Here is an 8,104-nt window from a genome sequence, read left to right as displayed (position 1 = left end):
TTCATCGTTGTCAGGATCAGCTGGGCGAGGTCCGATGCGATCTCGATGCCAGGGCAAATGGCTTTCGCCAGAATGCCGAAGTCGTCGGCGTCGAGGGGGACGGCCTGCACCCAGGTCAGCATACGGTTGTGGACACGCTCGAACGCCTCGAGCGTTTTGGGCAGCGTCTCTTCCCCGATCAGGATGACCGGCGTCTGCGATTTGTCGTGCAGCTCGCGCAATAGGTCGACGAACTTCTTATGGGCGATGTGATGAGCCTCATCGACCAGAAGAGGGCGGCGCGGATCTGCCGCCAGGCGCATGACAGCCTGGTCGATCAGTTCCGGCACGTTGCCGCGCGGATTGCCGACGCCGAGTTCCTTGAGGATCATTACCAGGAGGCTCTTGGCGGTAGTGAACTGGCCGACCTCGACATAGTAGCCGCGGTACTTGTTCGCACCGAAAACGGCGGACCGGGATTTGCCGTAGCCCGATGGCGATGAGAAGCACGCCATGCCAGGCAGGTATGAGGGGCGCTCCACCACCTTGGTGACCAAGGTTGAGAACAGGCTCACATTCTTGAGCGGCACGGGCTTGTTGACTGGGATAGTCGCTGTCATAAATGGCCTCTGTTGCTTGGCCGCTTCTGCGGCCGGTTAGTTCGGAAGGTCCGGGGTCCAGCCGGGCCTTTCGCTTTTTTCAGGTCAGGTAACTGTCCCCGAATTCGTCATGCACGGCCTTGTGGCCGCGGTATTCGTCGGTGGTTTTGTATTGGCCGAGCCACAGCGCCTCGAAGGGCGCCACGGCATCGCCGGCCTCGATGGCGCGATCGGTTTTCACCGCGCGCAGATAGCGGCTCTTCGGCGTGTCGATAGTTTCGACGTTGTCGGGCAGCTCGGCCTGCAGATCGGCAGCGCGCTGCGCTTCGTAGCCCGCCTGAGCGACCTCCAGCCCCACACCAAAGTTGGCGCGCTCCTCGGCCTCTTCCGCCTCAAAGGCAGCGATCAGCTTGCGGTGCTCAATGGCCGTAGCGTCATCCAGCTCGATCGTCGGCACGCGGCCGGCCATGGTGTCCATGGCAGCGAGTGCCGCGTCGATCTGGCGGGTAGTGTGCGCCTCGGCCAGTTCGGGCAGCGACACGACATTGTCGCGCGGTCGGTCCGCGGCGAGCTGCAAGGCGCGTTCGATCGGCGCCGGTCCCTTGGCCAGTTCGCGCATCATCTTGCGCACCGGGTTTGCGATCTCGGCGATCGCCTCAGCATGAACCTGGCGAACGGCCTTCATGAAGCTTGCGGGGTGTACGCCGGCCAGCTCTGGGCATGTGCCTTCGCCTACGTAGCGTCCGCCATCAGCCTCGAAGGCCAGAACATGGCCGAGGTCCTCGGGGTCCTGGCGCACAAGTACAGTGACGCCGGGCAGGATATGTGGGGTGGCATAATGGTAGCCATTGATCCGCAGCCCGAATTTGGTGGTGGTGCGAATGCCGTCCTTGCCGGCGACCGGCATCAACAGCAGATCGAGGGCGCGCGGATCGACGAAGCGAGGCCGGTAATTGGCCGAGTTCCACTTCTGGACTGGCGTCAGACCCTGAATGCCATGGTGCTCGCGCTGCTCGTACATGGTCTCGACCCAGCGATCGACGATACGCTGCAGGTCGATGCCAGAGAGCTTGACGTCAAAGGTCTCCGCCTCAGTTTGACCCAGGCGCTGCGAGAATGATTTGCGGTTCTCGATGGCCTTTCGATCCGCAACAGAATGGCCAACGAAGCCCGGAAGCAGTGTCGCGCAATCGTGCTGGAAGGTCTTGATGAACCGCTCGATATGGCCCTTCTGCTGAGGCGAATAGGCATCCGAAACGTCCGGCTCGATGCCGAGGGACAGGAACAGGCGCTTAGTATCGCGCGCGACGAAGTCCGAGCCGTTGTCGGTCTTGATCATCAGGGGCACACCCCAGGCCATAATGGCCTTGCGCATCAGGAGAGCGACGGCCGAGGCACGTGGCGTCTTCGAGACGAGTAGGATCGTCCGGCGCGAGAATATTTCAACGCAGGCGTAGATCGAATGGCGGCCATCTGTGCAGAGCGCGTCGACTGGCGAGGCGTCGATCTGCCAGAGCATGTTCGGCTGTGAAATATGCCGAAGGGAACCGACGCCCGCCGGCAGCATGGTGCTGCGATACTTGTCGGGATCGGTGAGCTTGGTCAGCACCACCTTTTGGTCGGCCTTCAGCGCCGCAATGAAGTGCTGGAAGGTTCGGACCGGCGGAAGCGGTACCGATTTGGTCATACCGACTCCGGCACCCTTATACGGAACCCAAACCTCGGCACCTACCACGCTCTCCACCTGGTCGCGGATATGGGCAGCGGAATAGTGGGCATTCTGAGCCAGGAGGGCGAGGATAAGGGTGCGGACCTGTCCGTCATTGGCGAGATCGAGCACGCCTGTTCCCTTGCGGGCTTGCGAGCGATCGACTGCAAGTTTGGTCGAGGTGCCGGCCTTTTTCGCCGCCCGCCAACGGTCGATCGACCGCTTCGAGATTGATGGAATGAGATCAGTGACCCAGCTTTCGATGTGCAGGGTCCGGCCATTGTACTTGTCCATGAACAGCTGCAGGTGGGAGCAGTGGCGCAGACGCGGAAGTCCGGCCGCCATGCGGTCGAATTCGGCGATGATGGCTAGGCGCGCATCACGCTCACGGGCTGCGCGGTCGCTGAGGTTTGGCGAGACTTCTTGTTCACCGGAGGTCTGCTCGGCGAGCGCTGGCACGCCCACGACCATGTTGCGCTGGAGTAGCGCCATTTGTGCTAGGGTCGGCAAAATCTGAATGTTGTATTCGTATCCGCCGCCTCGTCCAGTTCGCGAACGGACATAGGCGGGGTGCTGATCCCAACCGAGTCTCTTAGCCATCAACTGAATGGCGCGTTCCGTTCGAGGGAAATCCGGCAGCTTAGCTGCGGCGATCTCGGCAGCCGTCATCCAGGCGCTCATGAGCCGCTCCTCAGCCGGGCGGCGAGGGCGTGTTTTCGCGCAACGAGGTCGCGTTCTTTTTCTTCGATCAGATGCATTTCGATGATGTCTGCGTATTTCTTCGGAACAGCGACGTAGTCGAGCTGCGCAGGGATGAATCCGAGTAGGTCTTTCGCCTTCAACACCTTCACAAGGGAGACAAAGGCGTCGGTCGGGATGCGATGCCCGGTGGCGGCCTCAGAGGCCCACTTGTTGAGCATGTCCTCAGAGATGGAACGCTCAAGATCCAGGGACATCGCCGCGGCTACCTGACTGCGAGTGACGCCACACTCATCGGTCGCATCCCTGAGAGCCTGACCAACCAATCGAGCAATTTGATTTGCCATGGAGCCGCGGCCAGCGACGCGCGGTTCATAGCCTGCAGCCACCTGGGGCGGCGCCCAAGCAAGCAGGTCCATGGTGCGATCGTCGCGGCGGACCATGGTTTCAGGCCTTCCGGCTCGCGACCCACTGCAGGATCGCGTCTTCGTGGAGGGTGAAGAACTGATGCTGATCGGCTGATGGCAGCCGGGCAAAGCGCTCGCTCATCCGCTCCCAGACCGCAGCCGGCTGCTCTGGTGCCAGGTTGTCGATGATGCCGATAGCATCAGCGACGGAGACAGCGCCGTCGAGCAACTTGTCGATGATGAGCGCCTGGCGTGCCGAGGGCTCCTCGCAGAGCGCCAGCAACTCGGTCTGGTTGTCAGCGATGGAAAGCAGGCTGATGCGCTGGCGGGCATGTTCGCCAAGGCGGGCAATCTTGAGTGAGCGGAACACCGCCGCCTTGGAGAGGCGGAGTGCCTTCTGAGCCGCGACCGTGAAGTTGTCGGCAAAGACCGAGCTGAGTGCGTCCAACTGCGCATCGTCGATCAAAGTTTCAGACTTGAGACTTTGCTTCCCGCGACGGTCACCGCCGCGCTTAACCTCGCCATTGACCGCCTCGAAAATCTCGCGCCAAGCGGCGACGTCGAACGCTCGGTCCAACACACTCAGCTCGCGGCGCATGAAGTTTTCGACGATCTCGGCCAGCTTGACCTGCGCGGCGCTTATGAACTCGCCGGGCTGGCGCACAATCGCCCTGATTGATGTCCATTCCGCTACCTTCGCCGCGTCCAAACGGTGTGCCCCATAGACCAACTGGAAGCGGTCGCCGCGCTGGATCAATTCGATGGCGGTCTGTTGCCCGCGGAGACGGAAGTCGGCGGCAAGGGTCGACACCCAGTCCGGATCGAGGACGCGGCGCCCCTCAGGGACGTCAATCAGCAAGGTGTCAATATGGCGCACGTCGTCACCCGGCCGCGCCGCGCCGGTGGTCAAGTCGATAGTCATGGATGGCTCACGAGGAAGAGAACAATCGGTGCAAGGATCACGGCGGCGGCAACTGCGCCGTAAGCGAGGTTGTCCAGCGGAGAGAAGCCGCGGACGACAACATGGTGGTCGCCATTACGCTCGGTCCACTCAGGGCGGCGCATGGCTTTGTCAGCGACAGAGGCGAGGACTGACAGGATCATCGTCCGGCGCCCTGTGAGTTGTCAGAACGTTCGTGCTGCTTTTGACTGGCGGAGGAACCGTCGTTGCGGATAGCTTGCTCCTCACGATGACGGCCGCGGGAATAGCTGTTCGGAAAAAGGAGACGGAAGGGCAGCTTGAGAGCAGTGGCAATCGCTTCTGCACCCTTACGATTGACGCCTAGGAGCCCTTGGCGGCATGCGCTCTCCGATAAACCGGCGTCCACCGCTATTCCCGTAAGGGTCATGCCGCGACGGCGCACTTCCGCGCTAATCGCGAAGCGGTCCCAGGCAGTCTTGATAGTAGGTTCTTTTGACATGGCGTCCGCGCGAAATTTCGACTCTTGATGTGCCAAACGATAACGAATGTCAGCACTATCGTTCGAAATATCGCGCTTCTCAAGCGAAATATCGCGCTATGCGGGGCATTTCGGGGCTGAGCATGCTGTCTTGCGGCGCGAAATGTCGCTCATGTCATTGAATTTGAAGCAGTATTTCGCGTGTTGGGGTCCCTTGTCGTTCCCCGAAACGAATTTCGGAGTTACCAATGACTGACACAGGATTTCGCACTAGGCTCAAGGAGGCCATGGACGGCCGTTCTCCCACTGCGTTCGCAAAGCTGATCGAGATTCCCCCAAGTACCCTTAGGTCATACCTGGACGAAGACAGTCACAGTTCGCCCAGCTTGGAAAATGCGACCCGTATTGCCGAAGGGCTGGGCGTTTCATTGAGGTGGCTGGCCACTGGAGCAGGGCACAGAACTGAGCCCGGGCTGAGGGCCATAGACGACCACAACCCCGTTCAGGTTTTACATGGCGCTGATGTCGGCGAGGAAATGAGGCAGTTTACGCTCGTTCCACGATATGACGTGTCCGCCTCGGCAGGCTTTGGCCTCTCGGCATTGGCCGAAGAAGTTGCTGAGCACCTAGCTTTCAGGACAGAGTGGCTGCACGACATGGGACTTTCGCCCGCGTTTGTGGGGCTGGTCACTTGCCGGGGAAATAGTCAGGACCCAGTTATCAAAGACGGCGCTATCATGCTTGTGGACATGCGCCCCGATCAGCTGATCCGGTCGGGTTGCTTCTACATCATCGTCCTTGACGGGGACGTCCTGGTAAAGCTGATAAACCGCCGAGTTGATGGAACCATCGAACTAAAGTCAATTAATCCCGAGTACCCCACCGAAGTGATTGATATCCAACAACTAGACCGTCTTCGAATTCCCGGTCAGGTTGTGTGGGCCGGACAGAAACTGTAGGTGATGATGCGCCCCGTATTTTTATTCTCATTGTTTTGCGCGTTCGCGATAGTGGGTGCGGCCTCCGCGTCGGAGTGCGGCTCGCGAGGAAATGGTGACCTGCTGACCTTGGAAGAGTGGTCAGCCGAGGCCGATGCATTCGGCGCCAATGTATTGCTGAGGCTGACCAATCAAGGGCCTGCCGCCATCCGCATGGTGGACGCGACGGTCGGCTTCGAGGATCAGCTTGGTGCAGAGGTAGGTATCTGGGCGTTGGACCGCGACATCAGTATCCCGCCGGGGGAGTCTGTAGAGACGCGGATTAGCACGTTCGAAGCCCGACTGGCGAATGGTGCGCGGTTATCCATGATAGGCACTGTTTGCGTTCATGCGGCGGTTTTCGGGGACGGTACCAAGGTCGTCTACTAGTGGCGGCAAATGCCATTTGAACTTGCGCGGCGCTCTCGGGCGCCGTTTCTGTTTTCGGCGCTTTGAAAGCCCGTTTTATCCCGGTTTTTGGGCCATTTTCCCGATTGATCCCATTGAATCCCGCTTAATCCCGGATATCGCTGGGCAATGCCATGTGATGTTGCGCATTACAGCAGGGCCGGGCGGAATGGCCGGTGAAGGGGGGCGCCTCTTCGGGTGGGGATGTGAAATGCGGCAGCCGCGCCTGAAAGAATGGTAGCGCCTGAACCGGACCCACTGAAAACTCCGGATCCGTGACGGGCGGCCTTTGGCTCGCTCTACCCTAGTCCAGAAGGGCCAATGGCCGCCCGTTACCCGTGTCCCCGTGAGGCCCCAAAGGCCGGGCGGCGTTTTGGCACGTCTGCCCCTCCGTGGCGCATGCGCAGCTCACCAAGAATTCGAACCAAGCCAACGCTGGCGGCGTCGTTGCCGGCGACGTAGAGCGGATCGGCGGAATCAAGCTCAAGGCCCCATCCGCGACTGAAAACCCCGCCTTGCAAGCGCCACCGTGGAGAGGCAAGAGTAGCGCCATGCGCATCCTCTTCGCCGTGGCCCTCGCTGCCCTCACCATCACCCCGGCTCTCGCCGAACCCACCGCCCGCGTCTCCGGCGGCAATATCGCCGTGCGCACGGGCCCGGGCTCGTTCTATCCCGTCGTCGCCCGCATTCCGAACGGCACCAATGTGACCCTGGAATATTGCACCCGCGACGACCGCTGGTGCTTCGTCACCGACACGGGCTGGGTCGATGCCTCCTGGCTGGTCGGCTGGTCGGCAAAAATGCGCGTCACCCCGCCCGACTTTTCCGGACCAGGCTGGTAAACCACCCCATGTCAGACAATCTTGCCCGCCACTTTCTCCTCCGCGAGGACGTGACCTTTCTCAACCACGGCTCCTTCGGCGCCTGCCCTCGCCCGGTGTTTGAAGCCTACCAGGCCTGGCAGCTCGAACTCGAGCGCGAGCCGGTCGAATTTTTGGGCCGCAGGCTGACCGAAAACATGCGCCTGCCCCGCGAAATCCTCGCGGCGGAGCTTGGGACCACCGCCGAAAATATCGTCGGCGTTACCAATTCGACCACCGGCCTCAACATCGTTGCTCAGTCACTGGACCTGAAGCCGGGCGATCAGATCCTCACCACCGATCACGAATATTCGGCGCTTGAGAAAACCTGGGCCTATGTCGCCCGCAGAACCGGCGCCGAAATCGTCGTCGCCAAAATCCCCACACCGCTTGAAACCGAAGCGCAGTTCACCGACGCACTGATCGCGTCCATGACCGAGCGCACCCGCGTGCTGTTCCTCAGCCACATCACCTCGGCCACCGCCCTCGTCTTCCCGATCAAGCGCGCCATTGCCGAAGCCCGTCACCGCGGCATCATCTCCGTCATCGACGGCGCCCACGCGCCCGGCCACATCCCCCTGGCGCTCGATACACTCGGGGCCGATTTTTACGCCGGCAATTGCCACAAGTGGATGATGGCCCCCAAGGGCTCGGCGTTCCTTCACGCGCGCCCGGAGGTCCAAAGCCTGCTCAATCCGCTGGTGATCAGCCATGGCTGGACCGCGCAGTCGAAGGAGCCGGGCGCCCAGGGCGCCTTCGGCAACTCGCCTTTCGTCGACGAGATCGAGATGCAGGGCACCCGCGACCCCGCCCCCTGGCTCGCCGTTCCGGCGGCGCTTAAATTCCGCGCCGAGAATGATTGGTGGGCCATTACCGAACATTGCAGCGCCCTTGCCCGCGAAACTGCGGATCGCGTCGCCGCAATGACCGGCCTGCCCCCGCTCAGCGCCGAAGCTTTCCGTGCTCCGCAAATGGCGGCCATGCCAATCCCGGAATGCAACCCGCCGGAGGTCCACAAGACCCTCTTCGAGCGCTACGGCATCGAGCCCGAGCAGTACCCGGATGTC

Annotated in this window: 10 protein-coding genes; 4 read left to right on the top strand and 6 right to left on the bottom strand. The window is 61.4% G+C overall.

Going from position 1 to position 8,104, the window contains the following annotated elements:
- From J0I64_RS07410 to J0I64_RS07385, 6 genes are all read right to left on the bottom strand, one after another.
- Positions 1-599: ATP-binding protein (locus tag J0I64_RS07410; RefSeq protein WP_291406957.1), on the bottom strand; the 599-nt coding region annotated here is incomplete at its 3' end.
- Positions 600-678: 79 nt separating this feature from the next.
- Positions 679-2,967: a DDE-type integrase/transposase/recombinase gene (locus J0I64_RS07405; protein WP_291406956.1), complete on the bottom strand. Its 2,289-nt coding sequence runs from the start codon at positions 2,965-2,967 to the stop codon at positions 679-681.
- Positions 2,964-3,428 carry a hypothetical protein gene (locus J0I64_RS07400; protein WP_291406955.1) on the bottom strand — a complete coding sequence of 155 codons (465 nt, stop codon included), beginning with the start codon at positions 3,426-3,428 and terminating at the stop codon, positions 2,964-2,966. Before J0I64_RS07400 ends, J0I64_RS07405 begins: the two co-directional genes overlap by 4 nt.
- Positions 3,429-3,432: 4 nt before the next feature.
- The gene (locus J0I64_RS07395) at positions 3,433-4,302 is read right to left on the bottom strand and encodes a ParB N-terminal domain-containing protein (protein WP_291406954.1); all 870 of its coding nucleotides are present in this window, start codon (positions 4,300-4,302) and stop codon (positions 3,433-3,435) included.
- Between the two features lie 8 nt (positions 4,303-4,310).
- On the bottom strand, positions 4,311-4,496 hold the full coding sequence (locus tag J0I64_RS07390; protein ID WP_291406953.1) for a hypothetical protein: 186 nt from the start codon (positions 4,494-4,496) through the stop codon (positions 4,311-4,313).
- Positions 4,493-4,813, bottom strand: a complete 321-nt coding sequence (locus J0I64_RS07385) for a helix-turn-helix domain-containing protein (RefSeq protein ID WP_291406952.1) — start codon at positions 4,811-4,813, stop codon at positions 4,493-4,495. Before J0I64_RS07385 ends, J0I64_RS07390 begins: the two co-directional genes overlap by 4 nt.
- A gap of 227 nt (positions 4,814-5,040) precedes the next feature.
- Here J0I64_RS07385 and J0I64_RS07380 point away from each other — a divergent pair, with 227 nt between their 5' ends.
- The 4 genes from J0I64_RS07380 to J0I64_RS07365 all read left to right on the top strand — a co-directional run.
- The gene (locus J0I64_RS07380; RefSeq protein WP_291406951.1) at positions 5,041-5,751 is read left to right on the top strand and encodes a S24 family peptidase; all 711 of its coding nucleotides are present in this window, start codon (positions 5,041-5,043) and stop codon (positions 5,749-5,751) included.
- Positions 5,752-6,159, top strand: coding sequence for a hypothetical protein (locus J0I64_RS07375; protein ID WP_291406950.1), 408 nt, complete (start codon positions 5,752-5,754; stop codon positions 6,157-6,159).
- 569 nt (positions 6,160-6,728) lie between these two features.
- Complete coding sequence (locus J0I64_RS07370) at positions 6,729-7,019, top strand: SH3 domain-containing protein (protein ID WP_291406949.1); 291 nt, start codon at positions 6,729-6,731, stop codon at positions 7,017-7,019.
- 8 nt (positions 7,020-7,027) lie between these two features.
- Positions 7,028-8,104: aminotransferase class V-fold PLP-dependent enzyme (locus J0I64_RS07365; protein ID WP_291406948.1), on the top strand; the 1,077-nt coding region annotated here is incomplete at its 3' end.

It is taken from the genome of Devosia sp., assembly GCF_017307565.1.
GTDB lineage: Bacteria > Pseudomonadota > Alphaproteobacteria > Rhizobiales > Devosiaceae > Devosia.
This window is presented reverse-complemented; position numbering and strand designations above follow the sequence as displayed.

What these genes read in the sequence shown, in the direction of transcription:
- J0I64_RS07370 (WP_291406949.1), top strand. Translation starts at nt 6,729, where the DNA reads ATGCGCATCCTCTTCGCCGTGGCCCTCGCTGCCCTCACCATCACCCCG.
- J0I64_RS07380 (WP_291406951.1), top strand. Translation starts at nt 5,041, where the DNA reads ATGACTGACACAGGATTTCGCACTAGGCTCAAGGAGGCCATGGACGGC.
- J0I64_RS07400 (WP_291406955.1), bottom strand. Translation starts at nt 3,428, where the DNA reads ATGGTCCGCCGCGACGATCGCACCATGGACCTGCTTGCTTGGGCGCCG.
- J0I64_RS07405 (WP_291406956.1), bottom strand. Translation starts at nt 2,967, where the DNA reads ATGAGCGCCTGGATGACGGCTGCCGAGATCGCCGCAGCTAAGCTGCCG.
- J0I64_RS07390 (WP_291406953.1), bottom strand. Translation starts at nt 4,496, where the DNA reads ATGATCCTGTCAGTCCTCGCCTCTGTCGCTGACAAAGCCATGCGCCGC.
- J0I64_RS07385 (WP_291406952.1), bottom strand. Translation starts at nt 4,813, where the DNA reads ATGTCAAAAGAACCTACTATCAAGACTGCCTGGGACCGCTTCGCGATT.